Annotated in this window: 24 protein-coding genes; 19 read left to right on the top strand and 5 right to left on the bottom strand. The window is 68.7% G+C overall.

Annotated elements, in window-relative coordinates; all coding sequences use genetic code 11:
* Positions 1-208: 208 nt before the first annotated feature.
* Positions 209-1,060 carry a helix-turn-helix transcriptional regulator gene (locus NG1_RS10340; RefSeq protein ID WP_062969831.1) on the bottom strand — a complete coding sequence of 284 codons (852 nt, stop codon included), beginning with the start codon at positions 1,058-1,060 and terminating at the stop codon, positions 209-211.
* 99 nt (positions 1,061-1,159) lie between these two features.
* On the opposite strand from NG1_RS10340, the gene NG1_RS10335 reads away from it, so the two are divergent.
* The 14 genes from NG1_RS10335 to NG1_RS10270 all read left to right on the top strand — a co-directional run bounded on the left by NG1_RS10335 (position 1,160) and on the right by NG1_RS10270 (position 17,233).
* Positions 1,160-2,794 (top strand): AMP-binding protein, encoded by a 1,635-nt coding sequence (locus NG1_RS10335; protein ID WP_062969830.1) that lies wholly within the window; start codon positions 1,160-1,162, stop codon positions 2,792-2,794.
* Positions 2,791-4,428 carry an AMP-binding protein gene (locus NG1_RS10330; protein WP_062969829.1) on the top strand — a complete coding sequence of 546 codons (1,638 nt, stop codon included), beginning with the start codon at positions 2,791-2,793 and terminating at the stop codon, positions 4,426-4,428. Before NG1_RS10335 ends, NG1_RS10330 begins: the two co-directional genes overlap by 4 nt.
* Positions 4,429-4,573: 145 nt before the next feature.
* Positions 4,574-6,946 carry a Tex family protein gene (locus NG1_RS10325; RefSeq protein WP_062969828.1) on the top strand — a complete coding sequence of 791 codons (2,373 nt, stop codon included), beginning with the start codon at positions 4,574-4,576 and terminating at the stop codon, positions 6,944-6,946.
* Positions 6,947-6,973: 27 nt separating this feature from the next.
* Positions 6,974-7,894: a hypothetical protein gene (locus NG1_RS10320; protein ID WP_245659852.1), complete on the top strand. Its 921-nt coding sequence runs from the start codon at positions 6,974-6,976 to the stop codon at positions 7,892-7,894.
* A 154-nt stretch (positions 7,895-8,048) separates the two neighbouring features.
* Positions 8,049-8,342 (top strand): hypothetical protein, encoded by a 294-nt coding sequence (locus tag NG1_RS10315; RefSeq protein WP_063910312.1) that lies wholly within the window; start codon positions 8,049-8,051, stop codon positions 8,340-8,342.
* Positions 8,343-8,586: 244 nt separating this feature from the next.
* Positions 8,587-8,928, top strand: coding sequence for a 50S ribosomal protein L19 (gene rplS / locus NG1_RS10310; protein WP_040780792.1), 342 nt, complete (start codon positions 8,587-8,589; stop codon positions 8,926-8,928).
* Between the two features lie 77 nt (positions 8,929-9,005).
* Complete coding sequence (lepB, locus tag NG1_RS10305) at positions 9,006-9,788, top strand: signal peptidase I (RefSeq protein WP_040868300.1); 783 nt, start codon at positions 9,006-9,008, stop codon at positions 9,786-9,788.
* A gap of 23 nt (positions 9,789-9,811) precedes the next feature.
* Entirely contained in the window at positions 9,812-10,621 is an 810-nt protein-coding gene (locus NG1_RS10300; RefSeq protein WP_084498827.1) for a ribonuclease HII, read from the top strand.
* Between the two features lie 46 nt (positions 10,622-10,667).
* The gene (locus NG1_RS10295; protein WP_011210678.1) at positions 10,668-10,973 is read left to right on the top strand and encodes a DUF2469 domain-containing protein; all 306 of its coding nucleotides are present in this window, start codon (positions 10,668-10,670) and stop codon (positions 10,971-10,973) included.
* Between the two features lie 101 nt (positions 10,974-11,074).
* Entirely contained in the window at positions 11,075-11,431 is a 357-nt protein-coding gene (locus NG1_RS10290; RefSeq protein ID WP_062969827.1) for a YraN family protein, read from the top strand.
* Positions 11,432-12,940, top strand: a complete 1,509-nt coding sequence (locus NG1_RS10285) for a YifB family Mg chelatase-like AAA ATPase (protein ID WP_062969826.1) — start codon at positions 11,432-11,434, stop codon at positions 12,938-12,940.
* 629 nt (positions 12,941-13,569) lie between these two features.
* Positions 13,570-14,763 carry a DNA-processing protein DprA gene (dprA, locus tag NG1_RS10280; protein ID WP_157113963.1) on the top strand — a complete coding sequence of 398 codons (1,194 nt, stop codon included), beginning with the start codon at positions 13,570-13,572 and terminating at the stop codon, positions 14,761-14,763.
* A gap of 54 nt (positions 14,764-14,817) precedes the next feature.
* Positions 14,818-15,741 carry a tyrosine-type recombinase/integrase gene (locus tag NG1_RS10275; RefSeq protein WP_062969825.1) on the top strand — a complete coding sequence of 308 codons (924 nt, stop codon included), beginning with the start codon at positions 14,818-14,820 and terminating at the stop codon, positions 15,739-15,741.
* 802 nt (positions 15,742-16,543) lie between these two features.
* A complete protein-coding gene (locus NG1_RS10270) occupies positions 16,544-17,233 on the top strand; it encodes an FHA domain-containing protein (protein ID WP_084498826.1) in 690 nt (229 codons plus the stop codon).
* A 38-nt stretch (positions 17,234-17,271) separates the two neighbouring features.
* On the opposite strand, the gene NG1_RS10265 is transcribed toward NG1_RS10270, so the two are convergent.
* The 3 genes from NG1_RS10265 to NG1_RS10260 all read right to left on the bottom strand — a co-directional run bounded on the left by NG1_RS10265 (position 17,272) and on the right by NG1_RS10260 (position 20,097).
* The gene (locus tag NG1_RS10265; RefSeq protein WP_062969823.1) at positions 17,272-17,937 is read right to left on the bottom strand and encodes a chymotrypsin family serine protease; all 666 of its coding nucleotides are present in this window, start codon (positions 17,935-17,937) and stop codon (positions 17,272-17,274) included.
* A 208-nt stretch (positions 17,938-18,145) separates the two neighbouring features.
* Positions 18,146-18,460, bottom strand: a complete 315-nt coding sequence (locus NG1_RS36555) for a hypothetical protein (RefSeq protein WP_157113962.1) — start codon at positions 18,458-18,460, stop codon at positions 18,146-18,148.
* 173 nt (positions 18,461-18,633) lie between these two features.
* Positions 18,634-20,097 carry an MFS transporter gene (locus NG1_RS10260; protein WP_062969822.1) on the bottom strand — a complete coding sequence of 488 codons (1,464 nt, stop codon included), beginning with the start codon at positions 20,095-20,097 and terminating at the stop codon, positions 18,634-18,636.
* Between the two features lie 54 nt (positions 20,098-20,151).
* Here NG1_RS10260 and NG1_RS10255 point away from each other — a divergent pair, with 54 nt between their 5' ends.
* The 5 genes from NG1_RS10255 to NG1_RS10235 all read left to right on the top strand — a co-directional run bounded on the left by NG1_RS10255 (position 20,152) and on the right by NG1_RS10235 (position 24,957).
* A complete protein-coding gene (locus NG1_RS10255) occupies positions 20,152-20,895 on the top strand; it encodes a TetR/AcrR family transcriptional regulator C-terminal domain-containing protein (RefSeq protein ID WP_062969821.1) in 744 nt (247 codons plus the stop codon).
* Positions 20,896-21,057: 162 nt separating this feature from the next.
* Complete coding sequence (locus NG1_RS10250; protein WP_062969820.1) at positions 21,058-21,786, top strand: acetoacetate decarboxylase family protein; 729 nt, start codon at positions 21,058-21,060, stop codon at positions 21,784-21,786.
* Positions 21,787-22,336: 550 nt separating this feature from the next.
* A complete protein-coding gene (locus NG1_RS10245; RefSeq protein WP_040868283.1) occupies positions 22,337-22,702 on the top strand; it encodes a YidH family protein in 366 nt (121 codons plus the stop codon).
* On the top strand, positions 22,699-23,007 hold the full coding sequence (locus NG1_RS10240; RefSeq protein ID WP_062969819.1) for a DUF202 domain-containing protein: 309 nt from the start codon (positions 22,699-22,701) through the stop codon (positions 23,005-23,007). The genes NG1_RS10245 and NG1_RS10240 overlap by 4 nt, the downstream gene beginning before the upstream one ends.
* A 48-nt stretch (positions 23,008-23,055) precedes the next feature.
* A complete protein-coding gene (locus tag NG1_RS10235; RefSeq protein WP_062969818.1) occupies positions 23,056-24,957 on the top strand; it encodes an alkyl/aryl-sulfatase in 1,902 nt (633 codons plus the stop codon).
* Positions 24,958-24,983: 26 nt separating this feature from the next.
* Here NG1_RS10235 and NG1_RS10230 read toward each other — a convergent pair whose 3' ends face one another.
* Entirely contained in the window at positions 24,984-25,499 is a 516-nt protein-coding gene (locus NG1_RS10230) for a DUF1990 domain-containing protein (RefSeq protein ID WP_062969817.1), read from the bottom strand.
* Between the last annotated feature and the right edge of the window lie 150 nt (positions 25,500-25,649).

Genomic DNA, 25,649 nt, shown 5'->3' with positions numbered 1-25,649 from the left:
AACCGCCCGCTCGGCGGATCAGCGCCACAGGTCGAACACGGCTTCCGTGGCGCGGAGCTGTGTAGTCCGACAGGACGCGCATCGCGTTCCGTGATTCCCGGTCGCCGGTTCGATCAGTGGGTCGGGACGGCTGCGGCGTGGGCCGGCTGTCTCGTTCACCACAGCTCGGCATCGGTCACCGTCGAGGCATATCGCGGGCGCGGGTCGCTCACGGCAGTAAGCCGTGGCGGCGGGCCGCTGCCACCGCCTCGTGCCGGGAGTGGGCGTCGAGTTTGACCATCGCGTTGCGCAGATAGCTCTTCACGGTTTCCGGACCGAGCGAAAGACGCTGCGCCGTTTCCTGATTGGTGCAACCCAAGGCGATCTGGGAGAGCACGTCGAGTTCGCGGCGGGACAGTTTCGGGCTGTCGGGGTGCGGCTCGCCGGTCAGGACCCGGGTGAGTCGTTCGCACACCGCGTGCAGGCGTCCGCGCAACCGATCGTCCTCGGTCGAGCGCGCCATACCGCGCAGTTCGGCGTGGATGTCGCGCAGTTCCTCGGTGACGGCCGGTGCCGTCGCGGCCGACGGCGCGGCCACCTCCAGCAGGCGCAGCCGACGGTCGACTTCGTCGCGCACCGCGATCTCGGTGGCCAGGCGGCGACCGGCCTGGACGACGAGATCCGCGGTGCGGTCGCCCAGCGGGCTCGCACCACGGGTCGCGGCATAGAGCACCGCGCGGGAGCGCCGGTCCACCATCACGGGCACGGCGAGCACGGAGCGGATGCCCTCGCCGGAGACCGGCCCGTCGTAGTCGTGGGTGATCGAGGACGCGCGGCGATAGTCGGTGACCGCGGCGGGCCGTCCGGAATCCATTACCCGGCCGCCCAGCCCCGAAGTCCGCACGACGGCCAGGCCGCGCAGGCCGTTGGTCAGCGTGCCCACGAATTCCGACAGCAGCAGCGCGTCACCGTGCACTTCGCCGCCGAACGCCACCGGCACGCCCGCAGCGCTCGCCACCCAGCGGATCTCGGCACGCAGAGCGTCGCTGTCGCGCGGACGCAGCAGAGCGGTGTGGGTCACGAGACTCACCCCTTTTCGGGGGTAGTGGGCAGCGGGATGTGACCCACATCCTATTGCACACCCGGGTTGCGCTGGATCACAGAACGAGGAGAACCGAAGATGGGCACCGACCTGAATCAGCGGGTGCGCGAACTGCTGGACTGTTACGACCGCGCCGACGCGTCGGCGGCGGACCTGCTGTGCGATCGGCATCCGGCCGACCGGGTCGCCTTCACGATCGTCGAAGCCGACTTGTCCTCGATCGATCTCACCTACGGCGAACTGCGCGAACGCTCCGCCCGCTTCGCCGCCGCACTGGCCGAACTGGGTGTCGAACCCGGACACCGCGTGGCCACGCTGATGGCGAAGTCGGCGGACCTCGTGGTCGCACTGCTCGGCATCTGGCGCCGCGGCGCGGTGCACGTTCCGCTGTTCACCGCCTTCGCTCCGCCCGCCATCGCCCTGCGGTTGAACGCCGCCCGTGCCACGGTCGTCATCGCCGATGCCGACCAGGCTCCGAAACTGGCGGCCGGTCCGGATCTGCCCGCGGACCCGCCCTGGCGACTGATCGTCGCCGGAGGGGAGGTTCCCGAGGGAGCCCTGCGCATGGGCGAACTGCTCGAGACTCGTCCGGCGGCCCACCCGAGCGCACACCCCGTCGCGGTGGGCGGGGACGGCCTGCTGGTCCAGCTGTTCACCAGCGGCACAACGGGCACGCCCAAAGGCGTCCCGATCCCGCTGCGCGCGCTCGCCTCCTTCCACGCGTACCAGGAATTCGCGCTGGACGTCCGGCCCGACGACGTCTTCTGGAACGCCGCCGATCCGGGCTGGGCCTACGGCCTCTACTACGCAATCCTCGGCCCGCTGGCCACCGGCATCCGCAGCATCCTGCTGCACGCGGGTTTCTCCGCCCCGCTCACTTGGCAGGTGCTGGAAACCTTCGGCGTCACGAACTTCGCGGCCGCCCCGACCGTGTACCGCGCGCTGCGCGCCGACAGCGCCACGCCTCCGGTGCACTCCCGGCTGCGCCGCGCGTCGTCGGCGGGGGAGCCGCTCACACCCGAGGTCGTCGCCTGGTCCGTGGAGCATCTCGGTGTCGCGGTGCGCGATCATTACGGCCAGACCGAGCACGGGATGGTCATCTGCAACGCCTGGCACGAAGACCTCGACACCGAGACTCCCGCGGGATCGATGGGCCGCTCGTTGCCCGGATGGACCTGCGCCGTGCTCGCCGACGACGCCGACACCCTCGCGCCCGCGGGTGAACTGGGCCGCGTCGCGATCGACACCGAACACAGCCCGCTGCTGTGGTTCCTCGGCTACCTCGACGCCCCGGAACGCACCGCCCAGCGCTACACCGCCGACGGCCGCTGGTATCTGACCGGCGACGCGGGCTCGCAGGACGCCGACGGCTTCTTCCGTTTCTCGGCCCGCGACGACGACGTGATCATCATGGCGGGCTACCGCATCGGTCCGTTCGAGGTGGAGAGCGTGCTGGTACTGCACGAGCAGGTCGCGGAAGCGGCCGTGGTCGGCATGCCGGACGAACTGCGCGGCGAAGTGCTCGAGGCGTTCGTCGTGCTGCGCGAGGGCGCCACGGGCGGCTCGGAGTTGGAAGCCGAATTGCAGAGCCTGGTGAAGAAGAAGTTCGCCGCGCACGCCTATCCGCGCAGGGTCCACTTCGTGCCGAGCCTGCCGAAGACGCCCAGTGGCAAGGTGCAGCGATTCGTGCTGCGGCAGGGTGGTGCCCGATGACGCAGGCGCCCCTGCCCAGTTACGCCTCCGGGGTCTCGGACGTCCCGCTGCTCGGTGACACCATCGGCGGCAATCTCGATCGCACGGTGGCGGCGTTCCCGGACCGGGAAGCGCTGGTGGACCGGCCGACCGGGCGGCGCTGGACCTACCGTGCGCTCGGCGCCGCGGTCGACGCCCTCGCGTGCGGTCTGGCGGGCCGCGGCATCGGCAAGGGCGACCGGGTCGGCATCTGGGCGCCGAACTGCGCGGAATGGTTCATCGTGCAGTACGCCACGGCGAAGATCGGCGCGATCCTGGTCAACATCAATCCGGCGTATCGCACCAGCGAACTGGAGTATGTGCTGCGCCAGGCCGGCGTCCGGATGCTCCTCGCGGCCGAGCGGTTCAAGTCCTCGGATTACGTCGCGATGATCGAGCAGGTCCGGCCGAACTGTCCGGAGCCGGCGCAGGTGCTCGTCCTCGGCACACCCGAGTGGGACGCGCTGGCCCGCACCGAGGTCGACGCCGAACGGCTCGCCACGCTCGGCGCGCTGCTGTCGGCCGATGACCCGATCAACATCCAGTACACCTCGGGTACCACGGGTTTCCCGAAGGGCGCCACGCTCAGCCACCACAACATCCTGAACAACGGCTATTTCGTCGGTGAGCTGTGCGGATACACCGAACACGACCGCATCTGCGTCCCGACTCCCTTCTACCACTGTTTCGGGATGGTCATGGGCAATCTCGCGAGCACGAGCCACGGTGCGGCCGTTGTGATCCCGGCGCCGTCGTTCGATCCGAAGGCGACGCTGGCCGCGGTCGAGGCCGAGCGCTGCACCTCGCTCTACGGCGTGCCGACGATGTTCATCGACATGCTCGCCGAACTGGATTCGGCGACCGTGGAGCTGTCCACGCTGCGGACCGGGATCATGGCGGGCTCACCGTGCCCGGTCGAGGTGATGAAGCGGGTGATCGACCGGATGGGCATGCGCGAGGTGTGCATCTGCTACGGCATGACGGAAACATCCCCGGTCTCCACCCAGACCCGGCGCGACGACGGCATCGACCGGCGCACCGCCACGGTCGGCCGGGCCGGGCCGCATCTGGAGGTCAAGATCGTCGATCCCGCAACGGGTCTCACGGTGCCGCGCGGCGAACCCGGCGAACTGTGCACCCGCGGCTACTCGGTGATGCTCGGGTACTGGAACGATCCGGACAAGACCGCCGAGGCCATCGATGCCGCCCGGTGGATGCACACCGGCGATATCGGCGTGATGGACGACCAGGGCTATCTGGCCATTACCGGCCGGATCAAGGACATGGTCATCCGCGGCGGCGAGAACGTCTATCCGCGTGAGATCGAGGAATTCCTCTACACCCATCCCGATATCCTGGACGCGCAGGTGATCGGCGTGCCGGATCCGAAGTACGGCGAGGAGCTGATGGCCTGGATCCGGATGCGCGAGGGCGCACCGCCGTTGGACGCCGCGGCCGTGCGCGAGTTCGCCACCGGCAAGCTGGCGCACTTCAAGATCCCCCGCTACGTGCACGTGGTCGAGGAATTCCCGATGACGGTCACCGGCAAGGTCCGCAAGGCCGAAATGCGGGAAATAGCCCCGGCGATCCTCGCGTCGTCGAAGGAGGCCCCGTAGAAATCGGCCCGCCGCGCTACCGCCGGCGCGCAGCGGAACGGCCGGGTACCCGCGACCGGCGAAAGACGCGGAGAGGCGGGGGAGCGGTAGTGTCTCCGACGTGACGACAGCGCCCGAGACTGCCAGTGCAGAGTCCACACCCGCCGTGCCACGCTCCGACACCGCGGGCCCAGCCAGCGTGAACCGTCGCATCGCCGAGGAACTCGCGGTGCGCGAGACCCAGGTGCGCGCCGCCGTCGAGTTGCTCGACGCGGGCTCGACGGTGCCGTTCATCGCCCGGTACCGCAAGGAGGTCACCGGCGGGTTGGACGACGCGCAGCTGCGCATGCTCGACGAACGTCTGCATTACCTGCGCGAACTCGACGAGCGCCGGGCCGCGATCCTCGAATCGATCCGCGGCCAGGGCAAACTCGACGACGCCCTGCACCGGCAGATCCAGCTCGCCGAGACCAAGGCGCGGCTCGAGGACATCTACCTGCCGTACAAGCCGAAACGGCGCACCAAGGCGCAGATCGCGCGCGAGGCCGGGCACGAACCGGTGGCCGACGCCCTGATCGAGGATCCGAACACCGATCCGGCGCAGTACACCGCCGAGCAGCTCGACGGTGCGCGCGCCATCCTGGTGGAACGCTTCGCCGAGGACGCCGACCTGGTCGGCGAGCTGCGCGAACTGATGTGGAACCGCGGGCAGGTCACCTCGACCGTGCGCGCGGGCAAGGAGGAGACGGGCGCGAAGTTCGCCGACTACTTCGAGTTCAGCGAGCCGTTCGACAAGCTGCCCTCCCACCGCATCCTCGCGCTGCTGCGCGGGGAGAAGGAGGAGGTGCTCACACTGCACCTCGAGCCCGACACCGAGGAGCCGCAGCCGGGCGAGCGCACCATCTACGAGGGTCGCATCGCCGCCCGCTTCGGCATCGCCGACCGCGGCCGCCGCGCCGACTCCTGGCTGCTGGACACCGTGCGCTGGGCGTGGCGTACCAAGTTGCAGGTCAGCCTCGGTATCGACACCAGGATGCGGCTGCGGCAGGCGGCGGAGAAGGACGCGGTCGACGTGTTCGCCGCGAATCTGCGCGATCTGCTGCTCGCCGCCCCCGCCGGCACCCGCACGACCATGGGGCTGGATCCCGGCTACCGCACCGGGGTGAAGGTCGCGGTGGTCGACGCCACCGGCAAGGTGGTCGCCACCGAGGTGATCTACCCGCACAAACCGCAGGGCCAGACCGAGAAGTCGCTGGCGGTGCTCGGCGCGCTGGTCGCCCGCTTCGGCGTGGAGCTCATCGCCATCGGCAACGGCACCGCCTCGCGCGAGACCGACGCCCTCGCCGCCGAGCTGATCTCGCGCATTCCGGAGAACAAGCCCACCAAGATCGTGGTCTCCGAGGCGGGCGCCTCGGTGTACTCCGCCTCCGCATACGCCTCGCAGGAACTTCCCGACCTGGACGTCTCGCTGCGCGGGGCGGTGTCGATCGCGCGGCGGTTGCAGGACCCGCTGGCCGAGCTGGTGAAGATCGATCCCAAGTCCATCGGCGTCGGTCAGTACCAGCACGACGTGTCCGAATCGCTGTTGGCCCGCTCGCTGGGCGCGGTGGTCGAGGACGCGGTGAACGCGGTCGGCGTCGACGTGAACACGGCCTCGGTGCCGCTGCTGTCGCGGGTATCCGGCATCGCCGGTTCGGTGGCGGAAAGCATTGTGGCGCATCGGGACCAGAACGGCCCGTTCCGCAGCAGGACCGCGCTGCTCGACGTCCCGCGCCTGGGGCCGAAGGCGTTCGAACAGTGTGCGGGCTTCCTGCGCATCCGCGGCGGCGACGATCCGCTGGACACCTCCGCGGTACACCCGGAGGCGTACCCGGTGGTGCGGCGCATCCTGGCATCGACCGGACGCCCCATCGCGGAGGTCATCGGCAACACCACGGTGCTGCGCTCGCTGCGCGCCGGTGAGTTCACCGACGAACGCTTCGGTGTCCCCACGGTCACCGACATCATCGCCGAGTTGGAGAAGCCGGGCCGCGACCCGCGTCCGGAATTCAAGACCGCCGAGTTCGCCGCGGGCGTGGAGAAGGTCGCCGACCTGAAACCGGGCATGGTGCTCGAGGGCGTGGTGACGAATGTGGCCGCGTTCGGCGCGTTCGTCGACGTGGGTGTGCACCAGGACGGTCTGGTGCACGTCTCGGCCATGTCGCACAACTTCGTCAAGGACCCGCGCGAAGTGGTCAAGTCCGGCGACGTGGTCAAGGTGAAGGTGCTCGAGGTGGACGTGGCGCGTCAGCGCATCGGGCTGTCCCTGCGCCTGGACGATGAGCCCGGTACACCCGCCAAAGGCGGCGACAACCGGCAGCGCGGCCAGGGCGGCCGACCCGCGGGCGGGGAGCCGCGCCAGCGGCAGAATGGCCAGAACAAGCAGCAGGGCCAGAACCGCAATCAAGGTCAGGGGCGCGGAGGCAACCAGCGCCGCAACGCCCCCGCGCCGAGCGGCTCGATGGCGGACGCGCTGCGCAGGGCGGGTTTCGGCCAGTAGTCCGACGCGCGGGAGGGAGTAACGGCCATGCGACGGTGGCTCCACGAGGACGTGATCGCCCAAGGGCGGCTGCCGTTGCTGTGCTTCCTGCTCGGGTTCATCGTCGGATTCCTGGTCATCCGCGTCAGCGTCCGGCTGATCCGCGCGCGGGTGCGGTGGTGGCCGGGCAATCTGCGGGCCGGTGACACGCACATCCACCACATGGTGTTCGGCGTGATCCTGGTGCTGTCCTCCGGGGTCGGCATGGTCGCCCAGTACCAGAGCGCCGGTATGACCACCGCGGGCATCCTCGCCGCGCTCTTCGGTGTGGGCGCCGCGCTGGTTCTGGACGAATTCGCGCTGATCTTCTATCTGCGCGACGTGTACTGGGAGAAACAGGGACGAACGTCGGTGGACGCGGTGTTCGTCGCGCTCGCCGTGACCGGATTGCTGCTGCTGGGCTTCCACCCGCTGTGGATGCTGGACATCAACGACTTCCGGCGCGATCCGAGCGTCGAGGTCCGCGCTTTCGTCGTCGTGTTCGCGGTGGTCAACCTCGCCCTCGCCGCGATCGTGATCGCCAAAGGCAAGATTTGGACCGGCCTGTTCGGCATGTTCTTCCTGCCGCTGCTGTTCGTCGGCGCGCTGCGCCTGAGCCGCCCCGGCGCGCCCTGGGCGCGCTGGCGTTACGCCGACCGCAGACGCATGATGTACCGGGCCATCGTCCGGGAACGGCGCTATCGCCGCCCGGTCATCCGCGCCAAGATCTTCGTGCAGGATCTGGTCGCGGGGAAACCGGACGTCGAGCACGTCCGCACGGCGGCGGAAGCGGAACTCACTCGCACGGTCGTGCCCGCTCCGCCCGCTCCGCATCGGCACCACTCGCTATGGCATTCCGACCATGGTTCGCTGCATACGCCCAGCTCGCCGCCCGCCCAGGACGCGATCTCCGGCGAACAGAACCACTGAGCGGAGCATCTGCCGAGCCGACCTGCCGCAGACCCTCGCTGCGCGAGGGTCTGCGATCTCCTCGGCTTACCGCCGCCACCCGGGGGAGGCGGGCAGGGTTTCGGATGCCGCCATTCGTGGGACCCGAGGCTATGCGTATACGTATACTGCGATCGTGTTGGATCCCTTCAGTCTCGTGGTCGGCGCCGGCTTGGTCGGTGTCGGCTGGGCATGTGGCAGGTTCGGGCATCGGCGGCGAGCCCGGCCGGGAGGAAGTCTTCCCGCGCGCTGCGGTTGCGGGCACGACCTGGCGCTGCACGACCGCACCACCGGCACTTGTCACGCCGAGATCTCCCGTAAGGGCACGCACGGCCTGCGGGAATGGGTCGGTTGCCAGTGCCGCCGCTACACCGGCCCCACCCCGCTGGAGGAAGTGTTCGCGTCACCGATCCTCCCGCCCGAGTCCTGAACGGGCAGGAGACGACGCACGGCCGGTCGCCGCGCTGTCTCGCGCCCCCACGGGCCGTAGGTGAGAGGGCGCCACCGCGCCACCGCCCGGGCCGATTTCCTCCGTGGCGCGCCGATCTGGCACAATGCTCAGGTTGCCCTGGGTGGTTGTCGACCAGGCGCACCCCCTAATTCGGAGCATGAACCGGCCGAGCACTTCGAGTGCCGCCAGGGTCCTCTGTTCGCGCGAAACCATAAGGATGGAAATGAACACCCTTGACTTCGTCGACGAAAAGTCGCTGCGTAGCGACGTCCCCGAGTTCCGCCCGGGCGACACGCTGAACGTGCACGTGAAGGTCATCGAAGGCTCGAAGGAGCGCATCCAGGTCTTCAAGGGCGTCGTGATCCGCCGCCAGGGTGGTGGCATCCGCGAGACCTTCACGGTGCGCAAGGTGTCGTTCGGTGTCGGCGTGGAGCGCACCTTCCCGGTGCACAGCCCGAACATCGACCACATCGATGTCGTGACCCGCGGTGATGTTCGCCGCGCCAAGCTGTACTACCTGCGCGAGCTGCGCGGCAAGGCCGCCAAGATCAAGGAAAAGCGCTGAGCTAGCTTCTCGGCACAGCAGATCTTCCTCAGCCCGGCATCGGACTTCGGTTTCGCTGCCGGGCTAATCTGTTCGGCGTGGCAGACGAAAGTGGGTCGGTGTCGGTGTCCGAATCGGGCGACGAGAATTCGCGGGTAGGTCGCGCCAAGCGGCGACCGAAGAAGAAGCAGCGGCCGTTCTGGCAGGAATTGCCGATCCTCATCGTGATCGCCGCGGTGATCGCCGCGTTGATGGTCACGTTCGTCGGTCGGCCGTACGTGATTCCGTCGGAGTCGATGGAAACCACGTTGCACGGCTGCGCCGGTTGCACCGGTGACCGCATCTATGTGCAGAAGCTGAGCTACTACTGGGGTGATCCGCAGCCGGGCGACGTGGTCGTGTTCGTCGGCCCGCCCTCGTGGAACACCACCTACAAGTCGATCCGCTCGGACAACGCCGCCGTGCGTGGCGTGCAGAACTTCTTCTCGTTCTTCGGCCTGGTGCCGCCGGACGAGAACGATCTGGTGAAGCGCGTGATCGCGGTCGGCGGCCAGACCGTGCAGTGCTGTGACGCGCAGGGCCGGGTCATCGTGGACGGCAAGCCTCTGGACGAGCCGTATGCCCGCTACCTCGCCCCGTATGTGCCGGGCCAGCCCTACGGCCCGGGGGGAGGACGCGAATTCAAGCCCGTGAAAGTGCCCGAGGGGCATCTGTGGGTGATGGGCGACAACCGCAATCAGTCCGCCGATTCCCGCGCCCATATCACCGACGAACTGCAGGGCACCATCCCCGTGGAGAACGTGCGCGGCAAGGCGGTGTTCAAGATCTGGCCGCCCGGCCGGATCGGACCGGTGCGTGCGGAGAATCCGCAGGAGAACTGACCGCTCGGACGCAGGATAATTGGATGGTGGGGCAAGGTCGAGTGCCGGTGGGTAACGGTTGGCCGCCGCGTGTGGTGATGCGCAGGGCCGGAGGTTTGCGCACGCTCGAGGCGGCTCTGATCCGCAGCGGCCTCGGCCCTGTCGCCGGCGTCGACGAAGCGGGGCGCGGTCCGTGCGCGGGACCGCTGGTGGTGGCGGCATGCCTGCTCGCTCCGAAGGCGTATGACAAGCTGGCCGGCCTCGACGACTCCAAGAAGCTCACCGAGGCCACCCGGGAAGAGCTGTATCCGGTGATCATCCGGCTGGCGCTGGCCTACCGGGTGGTCGTCATCCCGGCCTGGGAGATCGACTCGATCGGCATCCACGTCGCCAATATCGAGGGTATGCGCCGCGCAGTGGCCGGGCTCGGGCGCACGCCTGGCTACGTGCTCACCGATGGATTCCGGGTACCTGGCATCCCGGTGCCCTCGCTGCCGGTGATCGGGGGCGACGGTGCGGCGGCCTGCATCGCGGCGGCCAGCATTCTGGCCAAGGTCACCAGGGACCGCATCATGGTCGAGCTGGACCAGCGATTCCCCGGCTACGGCTTCGCCGCCCACAAGGGCTACAACACGCCCGAGCACACCGCAGCATTGCACCGCCTCGGACCCAGCAGCGAGCACCGCCGCTCCTGGCGCAATGTGCGCGAAGCCGCCGGGCTGCGGCCGGTCGCGACGGCGGCCGACGTCGCGGACGCCGTACTGGCCGAAGGACTGGACGAAGCCCTGTCAGAGCAGTTTCCGAACGAGCGTTCGGCTGGCCGAGTGGCTACCGACGCAGCGCATGCGCGATGATGTGACCATACGACGCGATGCGGCGAGAAGGAGGACGTCCCACCCGATGAGTGCCGAGGACCTCGAGAAGTACGAAACCGAGATGGAGCTCTCGCTGTATCGCGAGTACAAGGACATCGTCGGTCAGTTTTCGTACGTGGTGGAGACGGAGCGCCGCTTCTACCTCGCCAACTCCGTGGAGCTGCGGCCGCAGAACGCGGATGGCGAGGTGTACTTCGAGGTGCGGATGAGCGACGCGTGGGTGTGGGACATGTACCGCCCGGCCCGCTTCGTCAAGCACGTCCGGGTCATCACCTTCAAGGACGTCAACATCGAGGAGCTGGAGAAGCCGGACCTGCGGCTGCCCGAGTGAGCAGGCCGGGAGTTCTGCACAGCGACTCGGTTATCAACAGGTTTTTCGATTCCCCAGGTCGGCGGCGCTGAGCTGATTCGGTCCCCGCGCACGCTGGCCGGGTGACGGACAAACAGGCGCTCGGCGCGCACGGGGAGGAACTGGCGGCAGAGTTTCTGCGCGCCGCGGGGATGGAGATCATCGCCAGGAACTGGCGTTGCCGATACGGCGAACTCGATCTCATCGCCAAAGACGGGGATGTGACCGCGTTCGTCGAGGTCAAAACGCGTTCGGGCCTGGGTTACGGCACTCCTGCGGAGTCGGTCACCTTCGCCAAGCGGCAACGGATCCGACGGCTGGCCCTGCTGTGGCTGGCCGAGCAGGACGGACCGTGGCGGCGCATCCGGTTCGACGTGGTGTCGGTGCTGGCGCAGCGTGGTCGGACACCGGTCATCGATCATCTCGAGGCGGTGTTCTGAATGGCCCTCGGCCGGGCGCACTCGGTCGCGGTCACCGGCGTGGACGGCCTGCTCGTCGAAATCGAAGCCGATATCGGCCAGGGCCTGCCCTCGGTCCATCTGGTCGGGCTCCCCGACACCGCGTTGCAGGAATCGCGCGACCGGGTCCGCTCCGCGGTGGCGAACTCCGGGGAAAAGTGGCCCGACGGCCGGGTGGTGCTCGCGCTGTCGCCCGCGACCTTGCCGAAACTGGGCAGCGTCTACGACCTGGCACTCGCGGTCGCGGTGCTGGACGCGTCCGGTTCGGTCCCCTCCGAACGGCTCGCGAAGACGGTGCTGCTCGGCGAACTCGCGTTGGACGGGCGGGTGCGGCGAGTGCGCGGCATCCTGCCCGCCGTGCTCGCGGCGCGCAAGGCAGGCTGGTCGACCGTCGTGGTGCCTGCGGTGACCATGGCCGAGGCCGGACTGGTCGAGGGCATCGAGGTGCTCGGAGCGCGCAGTTTGCGCGGCGTGGTGGCGTGGCTGCGCGGGGAAGGAGCACTCGACGAGCCGGACGGTGACCTGCCGGATACGGTGCGACAGGGCGGCGATCTCAGCGAGGTGGTCGGTCAGGACGAAGCCCGCTGGGCCTTGGAGGTCGCCGCGGCGGGCGGGCACCACTTGCTGCTCACCGGACCACCGGGCATCGGCAAAACCATGCTGGCGCAACGTCTTCCGAGCCTGCTGCCACCGCTCACGGAGACCGAGGCGCTGGAGGTGACGGCGATCCACTCCATGGCGGGCACACTCGCCGGTGACCACCCGTTGATCACCGCACCACCGTTCGTCGCCCCGCACCACTCGACCTCGGTGACCGCGATGATCGGCGGCGGTTCGGGAACCGCCCGCCCCGGCGCGGTCAGCCGGGCCCACCGCGGCGTGCTGTTCCTCGACGAATGCGCCGAACTCGGCACGAAGGTGCTGGAGGCGATGCGGACGCCGCTGGAGGAAGGGGAAGTGCGCATCGCCCGGCGCGACGGTGTGGCACGCTACCCGGCCCGCTTCCAGCTCGTCTTGGCTGCCAACCCCTGTCCCTGTGCCCCGGCCCGCGACGTCGACTGCATCTGCGCGCCGCTGGCTCGCCGCCGCTACCTCGGCAAACTATCCGGGCCGCTGATGGATCGGATCGACATCTGGGTGCGGATGCACGGGCAGTCCGGCGCGGCGTTCAGCACCGACGCGGCCGAGAGCAGCGAGGTCGTCCGCGCCCGAGTCACCTCGGCGCGTCGCGGTGCCGCCGAGCGCTGGCGTGAGTACGGATGGCTCACCAACGCCGAGGTTCCTGGTCACATTCTGCGCCAGCGGTTCCGTCTACCGCGTGAATCGCTCGCCCCCGTCGAGGCCGCGCTGCGTCTCGGCCGCATGTCCGCGCGTGGTGCGGACCGGGCCATCCGCGTCGCCTGGACCATCTGCGATCTGCGCGGCGGCGATCTGCCCTCGGCACAGGACGTTCTAGCCGCATTGAACTTTCGTCAGCGGGGCGCGCAATGAGCGCGCGGGAGCCGACCGCGGGCACGGCAGCGGAGTTCTTTGCGGCGGCGGATATACCTGCCGCAGTGGGCGCGCCTGTGGCTGCGGATGCGCCCGCGGCGCGGAACGTGCCTCCAGCGCTCCAGACGGAGCACGCGGCTGTAGCGGTCGAAGCGCCCACGGATGCGGGTGTGTCCAGGGCAGCGGATGTCCCTGTGGAGGCGCCTGCGGCCGGGGCGATCGACGTTCTCGCGGCCACGAGTGTTCGTGCGGCGGTGAACAAGCCTGCGGTGCTCGATGTGCCCGGTGTATCCAGTGCGCCCGGGGCGGTAGATGGGCACGCGGCGGCAAACCGGGCTGGGTTGGACGAAGTGCCCACGGCCGCGAGTGCGGCTGGGGCGGCGAGTGTGCCTGGGGTGGTGAGTGCGGCTGGGGTGGTGAGTGCGGCTGGGGTGGTGAGTGTGCCTGGGGTGGTGAGTGTGCCTGGGGTGGTGAGTGTGCCTGGGGTGGTGAGTGCGGCTGGCGCGGCGAATGCGGCTGGCGCGGCGAATGCGGCTGTGGCCGCGAGTGCGCCTATGGTTGCGGCGGTGCCTGCGGTAGTGGACGTGACGGGGCTCGAAAGTGTGCCTGGGGCAAGGGATGCGTCTGCGATGGCGAGTGTGCCTGGAGTCGTCGTCGTGCCCGCGTGCGGGTCGAATTCCATAGCCGGTGAATCCGACGTCCGGAGGCTCGCGTGGGTGTACCTGTCGCGGGTGGTGCAGGGGCCGTGCGCGCCGCTGTCGGCGCTCATCGAGTCGGTGGGGGTGGTCGAGGCGGCGCGGGCCGTACGGGAGTGCGCGCTACCCGAACCGCTGCGCGGGCCGACGGCGCAGCGGCGCGATGTCGACGTGGCGGCGCGCGATCTGGAGGCCATCGACCGGATCGGCGGGCGTGTGGTGACGCCGGACGATCCGGAATGGCCCGCCTGGCGCATGCTCGGTCTCGCGCAGCTCGAGCCGGGACGGGATCGGGACGGCGCCGTGCCATTGGTGCTGTGGGTGCGCGGCCCACGTTCGCTGCTGGAATCCAGCGAGCGCGCTGTGGCGGTGGTGGGTGCGCGGTGCAGCACCGGGTACGGCAACCGGGTGACGGGGGAGATCGCGGGTGACCTCGCCGCGCAAGGATGGACGATTGTCTCCGGGGCGGCGTTCGGGATCGACGCCATGGCGCACCGGGCGGCGCTGGCGGTGGATGGACTCACGATCGCGGTGCTGGCGTGCGGCATCGACCGGCCTTATCCGGCGCAGCACGCCCGCCTGCTGGCCGACATCGGCGAATCCGGTTTGGTGGTCAGCGAATACCCGCCCGGTGTCACCGCGCAGAAACACCAATTCCTCGCCCGGAACCGCTTGATCGCCGCCTTGGCCGATGGCGTGCTCGTCGTCGAGGCCGGGCTGCGCAGCGGCGCGCGCAACACCGTCAAATGGGCCCGCCGTCTCGGCCGTCCAGCCCTGGCCGTGCCAGGCCCGGTGACCTCGGCCGCTTCGGTGGGCTGCCACCGCATGATCCGCGACGGTGAAGCCCTCCTGGTGACCAGGGCCGAGGAAGTCGCCGACGAGGCGGGGCCGTTGCGGTTGTCGATTGCCGGGGCGGGGGCAGGCGGCAATCCGGAGGACCAGTTGACCGAAGACGAGGCCTTGGTCTTCGCCACGCTGCCGAGAAGCGGTGCGCGATTGCCACTGGAGGTGTCCCGGCAGTGCGGATTGCCACTTCCGGTGGTGCGTGCGACGTTGTCCGCTCTCGAATTGGCGGGACTGGCGACCAGTGACGAAAGCGGTTGGCACCGAACGGCGCGTCGCGGATGAACGCGATCGGCGCGGTCGCTTGCCATCCGGACCGCGGGTCGGGACGGTGGAAGCATGGAGGAACTGCCCGAAGATCTGGAAGCGCTGCTGCTCGAGTACGGCAGGCATCTGCGGCTCGGGCGCAACCGGTCGGAGCACACCGTACGCGCTTACCTGGGGGACGCCCGGTCCCTGCTGGAGCATCTGTACACGCGGTCGGCCGATTCGGCGATCCGCGAACTGGACCTGCTGTTGCTGCGTTCATGGCTGGCGCAGCAAGCGGCGGCGGGCGCGGCGCGAACGACCGTGGCCCGAAGGGCGTCGTCGGCGCGTACGTTCACCGCCTGGCTCACCCGGACCGGCCGGTTGCCCGCAGATCCGGGGCTGCGGTTGGGCTCGCCGAAGGCGCATCGCGTCCTTCCCGCCGTACTCGGCAGGCAACAGGCGCTGGGTGCCATGGACGCCGCGGAATCCGGTGCCGCGCAGCGCGATCCGATGGCCTTGCGCGATCGGGCGATCGTGGAATTGCTGTATGCCACCGGCATCCGGGTCAGCGAGCTGTGTGGACTGGACATCGAGGACGTGGACCGCGAGCGGCGGGTGGTGCGGGTGCTCGGCAAAGGCAACAAAGAGCGATCCGCGCCGTTCGGCACGCCCGCCGACGAGGCGGTCGGCAATTGGCTGCACTATGGCCGCCCCGATTTCGCCACCGCCGCGTCCGGCCGCGCGCTGCTGCTCGGCCGCCGCGGCAGGCGTCTGGATCAGCGCCAGGCCAGAACCGTTGTGCACGAGGTGGTCTCGGCCATCCCCGGCGCACCGGACCTCGGCCCGCACGGTCTGCGGCACACCGCCGCGACCCACCTCCTCGAAGGCGGGGCCGACCTGCGTGTGGTTCAGGAACTCCTCGGCCACGCCAGCATGGCCACCACTCAGCTCTACACCCACGTCTCCATCGATCGGCTCAAGAAAGTGCACGACCAAGCCCACCCCCGGGCTTGACGGCGCGGTCACGATGGCCGGGATGCCGCGCACCCGGCCGGGGTGCTCCGTCCCCAGCGCGGGTAAGCGCAACACCGGACGAACGACAACTGGTCGGCTCACGGGCTCACGTAATAGTGCACCCGAGCCTCCCGTCCATCCGCGGTACGCCGGCCGCCGGGCCCGGTGTGCACCTGCCGCCAACCGCGTCGTTCGTACATGGCTATCGCCGCCGCGCCGTCGGATGAGACCGTGAGCACGGTGCGCTGCCCCCGATCCGCGGCCATGCGCGCGGGCCGCGGTCGGCAGTTGTGAACCCACGCCTGCTCGACACGCGGCTGGAGGGACATACAACCGGATCACCGAGACGGCGAACTCCGTGCCCGCCGATCGGCGCACGACCTCCGGCAGTACGCCGCCTGCGCCGAGTCCGACGTGTCCGACCACGGTCTGGTCGCGCGCCGCGACGACCGCCGCGAGGAGCTTGGGGGTGCCAGCCAACCCGCCGGATCAGCAGGCCAGAGCTGCGGATACCGGTCGCGTTCGTGGACGTGCCGCAGCGCCGCGATGCAGGCGTCGAGGTCCGCCTCGCTTCGCGGTCGAATGATCACGATCACCATTCTGAGCCGCTCACCCCGCCGAGTCGTCCGCTGTCAGACCGATTGGTCGGCTTTGGCGCTTTTGTCGTGTCCGAAGGTTCGCTTCAAGCCCCGCTCACGCAGGGAAAAGGCGAATCCGTATGTGATCAGCCCCGAGAAAGCGCACCCTTAAAGTAGCGAATCAGTGCTCGCAGTTCACGACGTACGAGTGGAAAGACCGAACGATGTCTACGTTCAGCGGACCACAGGCCCTGCGTCGCGGACTATACCCACTGACGGGGCAGTCCGCGTGGCCACGTTCTGCCGTTCCTTCCACTTCGCCCCGGCCCGTCGTGCAGGAGAGGATACGCGAGATTTCTCTCGACGGCGGCGCGTCCAGAATGACGATCGGGCGGTCCGGCGCGGCCGATATCGCCGTGCCTTCCGACCCGACCGTATCCCGGCTGCACGCCATTATCGAGCGTGTCGGCGGATGCTGGGTCATCGTCGACGACGGGCTGTCCAAGAACGGGACATTCGTCAATGGCGAGCGCGTCGGCGGACGGCGGAAACTCGGCTCCGGCGACACGATTCGCGTCGGTCGTTCGGTATTCGTCTTCCGGGCCGCCGACTCCTTCGACGAGGAAATGACGCTTGCCCATTCGCCGCTGCCGACCCGTAATTCGCTGACCCCGGCCCAGTATCTCGTTCTGGAGGCGCTGTGCCGCCCTTACGATGCACGCGACGGGTATTCGTACCCCGCCGCCAACCGTCAGATCGCGGACGATTTGTGCCTGAGTCTCTCGACCGTCAAGACGCACATGCGGGCGCTGTTCCGGATATTCCAGGTCGAAGCCCTACCGCCGAATCAGAAACGGCTGTTCCTGGTCGAACGCGCTGTCGAATTGGGCGTCGTCAGCGACCAGGAGAGGTAAGGCTCCGGCTGGGATCGTCAGCGGCGGTCCGGGACGGATCAGATCGGTTGGAAACCCGCGCCCGCGCCGCCGCGCGCGTTCACGTCGGCGACGACGGCGGTGATGTCGGTGCCGAGTTGCGGTCCCAGGCACGGGATGGCCAAGTAGCCGCTGACCATGCCGACGAGCGTGGTCCCGACGACCAGCGGCGCGCCCGAATCGCCCTCGACAACGCACGTCTGGGTCCATGTCCTATCGCCGCCGGTGAACACGTCGCCATAGGCTGCACCGCAGGTCCTGCCGGTTGTCCGGCCTTCCTTGCATACTGTGTCCGGCGGTCGGGCGGGCCCGCCGATGGCGGTGATAGTGGTTCCACCCACCTGGTTGACCGGCGCGACCTTCGCCGGGTCGAACTCGATCACGGCATAGTCCATGGTGTCGTCGGAGTAAGCGATGGTGCCGACGGTACCGGCGTCGCGATTGCCCTCGGCGACGATGGCGGCGTTCGCGTCCCCGCAGTGCCCCGCGGTGAACCCGACCAGCCGGCCACCGGAGTCGCGCCCGATCGTGGTGAGCGTGCAGATGTTCTGACCGCCGACGACGATGCCGGAGCCGCCACCCAGAACGGATGGCGTCTCGGCTTGCGCGGTCCCGGGTGCCCCGAATAGCGCTGTGGCCGCGGTCAGAGCCGCTGCAGCGCCCACGAGTTTCCTGAACTTGGTCATCCGGTAATTCAACCGCACTTATCGGTGCGTCACGATTGATTCGCAGATGTTTCCCGGTGGGGGCGCCTCGGTGAGGTCTGGAACGAAATTATTTGCTCGCGTCTCGACGCATAGCGGGCTCGGGGAGCGGCCGACACAAACGAGACGCCTCGGGTGTGCGACACATCCCGAGGCGCACTCGTCTTCGAGGCGCTGCCCACGAATTCGATCAAGCGGCGCAGACGAACACGGCGACCGCGTTGACCACCGGTGGAAGCAGCAACAAAGGAGCGCAGAAAATGCCCAGCGGCCAAATCAGGCCCAATGTCGCGGGCTCGACCTGAACCGGTACCGGTTGATCCCCCACTTGCACAGGTCCCGGGGTTACGTCCGGGGCGGCGGAAGCAATTCCTGAACCCAGGGCGATGATCGGTGTGAGCGCTACCGCCGCTGCCGTTGCGCGCATTTTGTTCGTGATCATGATGTCTCCATCGATTGATTGCTTCACCAGCCCTCGTTGGTTGAAGGCCGTCATTGTGAACACACCAACAACTCTCGTCGGCGGGCGCGCGTGAGACCATCAGCCCCGGGGTCGGAATCATTCATACCGGGTGAGCCGACGAGACACAGGAGTCGTTATTCTGCGCGGCCTGCGGGCCGTCGGCGCAGCGCCGGACCGGTGGACTTTCGCCGGTCCGGCGCCGGTCGCCGACATGATCAGCCGTGCGCGACCGGAGCGGTTTCCGGCTGCTGGGCCGGTTGCGGCCGCCGCGCCCGCAGCAGGACCGCGCCGAGCAGGGCGGCGGCGACACTGAATCCGGCGCTGATCCACGCCCCGGCGGACATGGCGGCGGTGAAGGCGTCCTTGGCGGGCTCGATGTAGCCCAGCTGGAAGGCGGCGCCGATGGATTCACGCGCCGCGTCGGGAACGTCGGCGGGCATGTTCGAGGTGAACACGCCGGCCAGCACGCTACCGAGGACGGCGATGCTGATCGCCATGCCGACCTGCTGGATCGTGTCGTTCATCGCGGAGCCCACACCGGCGTGCTGGAGCGGGATCGCGCTCATGATCGCCGCGTAGGCGGCCGGACCCGCCAGACCGCCGCCGATGCCCATCACCAGCATGCTCACCAGAACCCACAGGTATCCGCTCCCTGTCGCGAGGATGCCGAAGGCCACGCCCATGACGAGCAGCCCCGACACGATGAGCGTCTTGTTGCTCAGAGTCTTGCCCAGTGTCGCGCCGAGGCCGTTGCAGACCGCCGCCGCCACGGCGTACGGCAGCAGCGCCAGCCCGGCTTTCATCGGACCGTAGCCGAGCACGAACTGGAGGTACTGGGTCAGCATGAGCATGACCGCGCCCATGCCGAAGACCATCAGCAGCAGAGTGAGAGAGGTGCCGGTGAAATCCCGGCTGCGGAATACCGCCAACGGCAACATGGGATGTGCCGAGCGGCTCTCCCAGACCACGAAACCGGCCGCCGCGAGGACGGCCAGCACGATCATCCCGATGTTCCACTCCCGCTCGATGATCACGTAGACCGTCGCGCTCAGCGCTACGACGGACAGGACGACGCCGACGAGGTCGACCGGCCGTTGTTCGCCGGTGGTCTCGGGCATCAGCACGACGGCGGCGATGATCGCGAGCGCCGCCACCGGGATATTGAGCAGGAACACCGACCCCCACCAGTAGTGCTGGAGCAGGAAGCCGCCCAGTGTGGGCCCGGCGACGATGCCGACCATGGACACCGTCGACCAGGCCGCCATCGCTGTACGCCGTTCGTCCTCGGCGAAGGTGGTCATGAGGATGGACAGGGTCGACGGCATCAACAGCGACCCGCCGACGCCCATCGCGACGCGGGCGGCCACGACCTGCCACGGTTCGGTCGCCAGCACGGCCGCCAGCGACGCAACCCCGAACACGGCCAGGCCGGTGATCAGCGCTCGTCGCCTGCCGAACCGGTCGGACAGGCTTCCGGCGGTGAGCAGGAGGCCGGCGAAGACCAGCACGTAGGCGTCCAGAATCCACTGCACGTCCGCCGGTGTGGCGCCTAGCTCCCGGATCAGCGACGGGATCGCGAGATTGAGCACGGTGCTGTCGAGCATCAGCACGAGCAAGGACAGACAGAGGACCCCCAGGACCCACCAGCGGCGGGGGTCTCGTACAACGTTCGATTCCACTCGCACAGCGTACGAGAAACTCGAACGCTGTGCGAGGGATTATAAGATCGTGTCGTGACCAAGCAGTTCGCCTCGGTATGGACCAAGCAACCCCGCCGGCCCAAGGCATCCGGGTTGCACCGGGAGCAGATCATCGCCGCGGCGTTCGAGATCCTCGACGCCGAAGGGTTGGAGTCGCTGAGCATGCGCAAGCTCGGCGCGAAGCTGGGCGCGGGCGCGACCAGTCTCTACTGGCACGTCTCCAACAAGGAGGAGCTGCTGGAGTTGGTGCTCGACCAGTTCTGGGGGGTGGTGCAGATTCCGGAGCCCGATGAGGCGTCCTGGCGCGAATTGCTCACCACTTTCGCCTACAGCTTCCGCGCGTCCATTCGCGAGCATCCGTGGAGCGTCTCGTTGGTCGGGCAGCTGCCCAGTATCGGTCCCAACTCGCTGCGGCTGAGTGATCGGCTGCGCCGCGCCTTCGTGCGTGCGGGCTTCGAGGGGGTGGACATCTACCTGGCCAGTGGAACGGTGATGTGTTTCGTCCTCGGCCAGGTGACTCCCGAGATCGCCTGGGAGAAGGCGTCGAAGGGGGCCGAGGTCGACACCGACGGCATACTGCGCGTGATGGACGAGGTAGCGGGCGGCTATCCGGAGATGCTCGCGGACTATCGGGCGACCGTCCCGTCCGATCAGGAAGCAGGGCGGGCCATGGCCTTCGACTTCGGCTTGCTCTGCGTCCTGGATGGTTTGCAGGCGCGCCTGCGCGCGATGTCGGAATCTCCGAGGTCGGCCCGAACGGGCGGATCGGGCGAGTGACCTGGACAAGACTGTAACTGGTTATTTTTGATATAAAGCGTGCGGATCGACGGTATTGTGCGAACAAACTGATACATGTTCTATTGATCATCTGGCGGCAGGTGCGTGCCAACGCGGCGCAGTCCGCCGCAGTTGGACAGAAAGTGGCAGAAAGGCGTCTCCGTGAGTACGCACACCGTCCTCGGCCGAGAGGTGCGCATGCCGGTCCGCATCCGGCTCGCGCACGCGTTCATGGCTACTTATCTGGTGCCCGCCGAGCCGGCGCAGCGCCTCATCGACTACTCCGGCCTGCGGCTGCTGCGGCTGCCGGGCGGGCGGGCGATGTGCACGCTGGTCTTCGTCGACTACGTCGACGGCGATCTGGGCCCTTACAACGAGTTCGGCGTCTCGTTCATGGTGCGCCACCACACCGCGGGCGCGGCCTCGGGATTCGGTGATCTGCGGGCGCTGGCGACCGGGCGGGCCGGCGTCTTGATCCACAAGCTGCCGGTCGACGGTGATTTCACCCTCGCCGCAGGACGCGGTATCTGGGGATTTCCCAAAGAACTCGCCGAATTCGCCGTCGACCACGGTGGCCGGACGCGCACCGGCGCGCTGCACCAGAACGGGCAGCTCATCGCCGATCTCGCGATTCGGCCCGGATTCGCGACTCCGAACCGCGCCACCGGGTCCTCGTTCGACGCCTACTCGCACATCGATGGCGTCACCCGCTGCACGCGCTGGGAGATGCGGCCTTCGGGCATGCGGGCGCGCTTCGGCGGGGCCGAGCTGACTCTCGGGGACCACGAGATCGCCGCGGAACTCCGGTCGATCGGCCTGCCGAAGCGCGCGGTGATGTCGTCATCCGTCTCGCGACTGGCCATGACGTTCGAGGACGCGATCGCGGTCTGACGCCGCTGGGTAACCACCCGGTCACGGGCGGGCGGGGAGCGTGGACGGTCCTCATAGCGCCGGTTACCCTGACGTAGCTGATCATTTGCCAATGCTTTCGGTTATGGAGTGTGCCCGTGATCGTCACCGACCGGATCTGCGCGCCCGAAGTAGACTTCGAGCTGCGACTACCAACCGAGGGCCGGCGACTTTCGGGAGCCGGCCGTCCTGTCGGCTGTCTTCGGCAGACATGGTTGCTGGCTGGCATGGGAGCCCTCGAGGCGGCAGCCGGTCCTCTGAGCGATGCCGGGGTCGGCGCGCACGCCAGGGCGACCGTTCCGGCGCGCGTACCGTCGCCGATCGCGTTCCCACGGCCGGTGCGGACCAGCCGCGCGCTTCCGCTCCTCCCGCTAGCGTGGGGTGGTGTGACCACCGTGCGGTCCGGCGTGAAGCTGCGCGCCGGAAGAACACCCTGCGCCAGGAGCCGCCCCTTCTCGCGGCACGCATGTACCGGCCACGCGACCCCCACGTGGGCGAATGCCGCAGGGCGCTCGATCCGAACCGAGGCGGCGTGACGCTGCCGAATCCGGAAGCCGAATCGGAAGAGGGCGACGAGGAACTCGACTACCGCTTCACGCTCGCGAACGAGCGCACCTTCCTGGCCTGGATGCGGACCGCGCTGGGGCTGCTGGCCGGCGGCGTCGCTGTGCACACATTGGTCCAGTCATTCCGGATCGCAGGGCTGCGGCGCGCGATCGCGTTGAGCTGCCTGGTCTTGGCGGCGGTCGTCGCGGTCGGCGCGTACGCGCACTGGCGGCGCATCGGCGTGGCCATGCGGCGCGGCGATCCGCTGCCGGAGACGGTGCTGGTGCCGATCCTGTCGGCGGGCATCGCGATCGTCTCGGTGCTGGCGGGTGTGGCGGTGCTGCTGCGATGAGCGCGCCGCATCTGTCCGCCGAACGCACCGCGCTGGCGTGGCGGCGCACCGCCGTGTCGGCGATGGTCGTCGGCACGCTGTTCATGCATCAGGCGCTCGGCAGCGGGTGGCGCGCGGCCGCCGTCGCGCCCATCGGCGCAGCGATCGCGATGGCGGCGCTGGCCGGGGGCTGCTACCTGCGCAACCGAGGGCTTCACCGAGGCCACTACGCCCATGGCGGCCGCGTCATCGCCGGGACGGCGATGGCGGTGGTCGTGGTCGCGCTGGCCGCCGCGGCGGCCGGTTCTCTCGAACCGCTGCCCTGAAGGGCCGGCGGCCCAGCAAGGTTGGCCGAAGACGATAGGAGGACGACAATGAGTACAGCGAGCGAGCCGAGCCACTTCATCGTCGCGGAGCACGAGCGCGCGACCGCCGCCCTGCCCTTCGCCGACACGACCGATTCGGCCGACTCCGAGCGCGGTTTCATCGCCGCGCTGGAACCCGGCGTGGTCACCTCCGAAGACGGAACCGTCGTGTGGGACAACGACTCCTATGCGTTCCTGCGGGATCCCTGCCCCGCCTCGGTGCATCCCAGCCTGTGGCGGCAGTCGGGCCTCGCGATGCGACAAGGGTTGTTCGAGGTGACCGAGGGCATCTATCAGATCCGCGGTTTCGACATCTCCAATATGACGCTGGTCGAAGGCGAAACCGGCGTCGTCGTGATCGATCCGCTGATCTCGGCCGAGACCGCGGCGGCCGGTCTCGCGCTCTACCGCGCCCATCGGGGCGACCGGCCGGTGACCGGTCTGATCTATACGCATTCGCACATCGACCACTTCGGCGGGGCGTGCGGGGTCACCACCGCGGCGGCGGTCGAGGAAGGGCGCTGTCCGGTGCTGGCGCCGGCCGGCTTCCTGGAACACGCGGTGGCCGAGAACATCTACGCCGGAACGGCGATGGCGCGCCGCGCCGGGTACATGTACGGCGCGGTGCTGCCGCGCGGACCGCTGGGCGCGGTGGGCTCCGGGCTCGGTCAGACCACGTCGGTCGGCACGGTCACGCTGATCCCGCCGACCGTCGACATCACCGCCACCGGCCAAGAGGAGACGATCGACGGCATACGGATGGTCTTCCAGCTCACCCCCGGCACCGAAGCGCCCGCGGAGATGAACTTCCACTTCCCCGACCGCCGCGCCCTCTGCATGGCGGAGAACGCGACCCACACGCTGCACAACGTGCTCACGTTGCGCGGCGCGCTGGTACGCGACGCTCATATCTGGGCGAGATATCTGACCGAGGCGATCAACCTGTTCGCCCGCGACTGCGACGTCGTCTTCGCCTCGCACCATTGGCCGACCTGGGGCACCGAACGCCTGGTGGAATTCCTCTCCCTACAACGCGATCTGTACGGGTACCTGCACGACCAGACCGTCCGCCTGCTGAATCAGGGCTACGTGGGCGCGGAGATCGCCGAGCTGGTCACTCTTCCGCCCGCCATCGAGCAGGCCTGGCACACGCGCGGATACTACGGTTCGGTCAGCCACAACGTGAAGGCCGTCTACCAGCGCTACATGGGCTGGTTCGACGGCAACCCCGCCCACCTGTGGGAGCACCCACCGGTCGAATCCGCCCGGCGGCACGTGGAATTCATGGGCGGCGCGGACGAAGTGCTGCGCAAGGCGCGGGCCTCCTACGACGCCGGGGACTACCGCTGGGTGGCCCAGGTGCTCAACTACGTCATCTTCGCGGAGCTGGACAACGAAGACGCGAAGCAATTGCAGGCCACGACGTTCGAGCAACTGGGCTACGGGGCGGAGAACGCGACCTGGCGCAACTTCTATCTCAGCGGAGCCTACGAGCTGCGCTACGGTTCGTTCGGCACGCCCACCAAGAGCGAATCGCCGACCATGGTGGCGGCACTGAGCACCGACCAGATCTTCGACGCCTTGGCGTTGCGCGTCGACGGCCCCAAGGCGTGGGACCATCGGCTCGTGACGGACTGGATACTCACCGATCAGGACCGCACCCACCGGCTCGAATTGCGCAACGGCCGCCTCACCCACTTCGACGTCGCGCCCGGCATGACCCTCCCGGAACCCGATGCCTCGTTCACGCTGGCCAAGTCCACCCTGATCCGAGTATTGCTGGCCGGCGACGACTTCGGCGTCGCGGCGGCCGCGGGCGACATCGTCATCGAGGGAGACGTCACCAAGCTCGCCGAACTGGTCGGCATCTTCGACGCTCCCGATCCCGATTTCGCGATCGTCACCCCGTAGCTCCCGGCCCGCGCCGGGTGTCCTGGTCAGACCGACGTCGGCAATGTCGCGAGGTACCGGCCCGCGACGAAGCGCTGGATCAGCCGCACCACGGGTCCCCCGAGCCGGGTGTACCAGGTAGCGGGGCGGGAGAACGCGACGATCAGTCCGTACACCGCGTCATCGGAGGGGTCGTACTCGACGGCGAACAGTTCTTCGCCGGACGCCGGATGTCCGGGCAAGGTTCCGTACGCGAAACCCCGCCGGTCCGGTTCGTCGAGTACGTACACCACGCGGCACGGTGCGGTGATCCCGAACGGGCCGAGTCCGAGCCGCACCGTGATGGCGGTGCCTGGTTCGGCCGTCGGGGTGTCGGCGGATCGAAAGATTCCGGTCCCTTTCTGGACCCGGTAGGACAGGATCTCCGCACCGGCCCGCTCGAACAGCGCGCGTCCCCGACCGATGCGTCGCCGCAGCCGTAAACCGTGATATCCGTCCGGCACCGTGTCTCGCGTCGCGCCGACCTGGGAATACGTGAACGACCCTGCGCGTCCATCCGCCATGCCCCGATCTTCACCCCACCGCCCACGGTCTCGCCACCCCCGGCTCGCCGACACGCCGGTTTCGATCGCTCCGGGCTCCTCGAAGAAGCGACTCGAGCGGCACGAAACAGCGAGTCATCCGGTGCCGGGGCTCAAAGGCGCAGCGTCGCG

This window comes from Nocardia gamkensis NBRC 108242, from assembly GCF_001612985.1.
In the GTDB taxonomy this organism is placed as follows: domain Bacteria; phylum Actinomycetota; class Actinomycetes; order Mycobacteriales; family Mycobacteriaceae; genus Nocardia; species Nocardia gamkensis.
Note: the sequence above shows the minus strand (reverse complement) of the source record. Positions and strands in the feature narration are given on the sequence as shown.

What these genes read in the sequence shown, in the direction of transcription:
- NG1_RS10335 (WP_062969830.1), top strand. Translation starts at nt 1,160, where the DNA reads ATGGGCACCGACCTGAATCAGCGGGTGCGCGAACTGCTGGACTGTTAC.
- NG1_RS10330 (WP_062969829.1), top strand. Translation starts at nt 2,791, where the DNA reads ATGACGCAGGCGCCCCTGCCCAGTTACGCCTCCGGGGTCTCGGACGTC.
- NG1_RS10320 (WP_245659852.1), top strand. Translation starts at nt 6,974, where the DNA reads ATGCGACGGTGGCTCCACGAGGACGTGATCGCCCAAGGGCGGCTGCCG.
- rplS (WP_040780792.1), top strand. Translation starts at nt 8,587, where the DNA reads ATGAACACCCTTGACTTCGTCGACGAAAAGTCGCTGCGTAGCGACGTC.
- NG1_RS10300 (WP_084498827.1), top strand. Translation starts at nt 9,812, where the DNA reads ATGGTGGGGCAAGGTCGAGTGCCGGTGGGTAACGGTTGGCCGCCGCGT.
- NG1_RS10295 (WP_011210678.1), top strand. Translation starts at nt 10,668, where the DNA reads ATGAGTGCCGAGGACCTCGAGAAGTACGAAACCGAGATGGAGCTCTCG.
- NG1_RS10285 (WP_062969826.1), top strand. Translation starts at nt 11,432, where the DNA reads ATGGCCCTCGGCCGGGCGCACTCGGTCGCGGTCACCGGCGTGGACGGC.
- dprA (WP_157113963.1), top strand. Translation starts at nt 13,570, where the DNA reads ATGGCGAGTGTGCCTGGAGTCGTCGTCGTGCCCGCGTGCGGGTCGAAT.
- NG1_RS10275 (WP_062969825.1), top strand. Translation starts at nt 14,818, where the DNA reads ATGGAGGAACTGCCCGAAGATCTGGAAGCGCTGCTGCTCGAGTACGGC.
- NG1_RS10270 (WP_084498826.1), top strand. Translation starts at nt 16,544, where the DNA reads ATGTCTACGTTCAGCGGACCACAGGCCCTGCGTCGCGGACTATACCCA.
- NG1_RS10265 (WP_062969823.1), bottom strand. Translation starts at nt 17,937, where the DNA reads ATGACCAAGTTCAGGAAACTCGTGGGCGCTGCAGCGGCTCTGACCGCG.
- NG1_RS10240 (WP_062969819.1), top strand. Translation starts at nt 22,699, where the DNA reads ATGAGCGCGCCGCATCTGTCCGCCGAACGCACCGCGCTGGCGTGGCGG.
- NG1_RS10235 (WP_062969818.1), top strand. Translation starts at nt 23,056, where the DNA reads ATGAGTACAGCGAGCGAGCCGAGCCACTTCATCGTCGCGGAGCACGAG.
- NG1_RS10230 (WP_062969817.1), bottom strand. Translation starts at nt 25,499, where the DNA reads ATGGCGGATGGACGCGCAGGGTCGTTCACGTATTCCCAGGTCGGCGCG.